The 1124-nt window shown below is 41.7% G+C and carries 1 protein-coding gene; it reads left to right on the forward strand.

All coding sequences use genetic code 11. The features are described 5' to 3' along the window. A partial coding sequence (locus ACEN4N_RS11420) for an ISL3 family transposase (protein WP_407094263.1) occupies positions 1-1124 on the forward strand: 1124 nt, incomplete at both ends.

Consider the following 1124-nt stretch of genomic DNA (forward strand, 5'->3'; position numbering starts at 1 on the left):
TCGTTAAAAATGGGACGCGTCACTCTCGTCTGACTTTAGCGAGCATAACGGGACTTCCTGCCTACTTAAACTTAGCCAAACAACGCTTCAAATGTAAAACCTGTGGCCAAAGCTTTACAGCGAAAACGTCCTTTGTGGACCCTCACTGTTTTATTTCTAAGCGGGTCACACAAATGATTATGGATCGGGCAACACGTGTGATGTCAGAGGTAGATATTGCCAAAGATACCCATGTTTCCCCGAATACCGTGCGTCGCGTCATTCATCAGGCTGCCGCTGCGCTTCGGATCCGTCCCACATCTTCGTTACCCGAGCACCTCTGTTTTGATGAATTCAAAAGTGTCAAATCAGTCAAAGCCGCCATGAGTTTTATTTACTGCGACGCTATAAATCATCAAGTCGTCGATGTGGTCGAAGACCGAAAAGCGGGCTCTTTAAAAAACTATTTTATTCGCTATGATCTCGCTGTGCGCCGTCAGGTTAAATCTGTCACTATTGATATGTACGAACCTTATATTCAAGTCATTCATCGATGGTTTCCCAATGCCGATATTATCATGGATCCCTTTCACTTGATACAGGCTTTAAACCGTGAATTATCGCAGTATCGTGTGCAGTTTATGAATACCATTCGAACCAAAGACCGCCGATTATATAATAAATTAAAACGCTATTGGAAGTTAATCCAAAAAAATCCGAATGACCTCAAAGCCACAACCTATCACCGATTTCCTTTATTTGATTGGCTGACGAATACGCAAGGAATTGTGGATTATTTACTGGCTCAAGATACCCAACTAAAAGCCACCTATCAGATTGTCCATCAATTAGGGGATGCCTACCGTACCAACAATTGGCCACGATTTGAATCTACCTTAATTCAGGCGAAGCAACTTCAGCTTCCAGCTGGGTTAAGGCGTGTCTTACGTTCTTTTAAGAAGTACCAAACGTATATTCACAACACGTTCTCGTATCCAGGTTTAACGAATGGCCCGATCGAAGGTATTAATAATAAAATTAAAGTATTGAAACGAACAGCCTACGGCTATCGAAATTACAGTCATTTTAGAGACCGTATTTTACTTATGACGCGATTATATGTCCCTCAGACAAATAAAAAAGAT

This window comes from Ruoffia sp. FAM 20857 (genome assembly GCF_045528645.1).
Classification (GTDB): domain Bacteria; phylum Bacillota; class Bacilli; order Lactobacillales; family Aerococcaceae; genus Ruoffia; species Ruoffia halotolerans.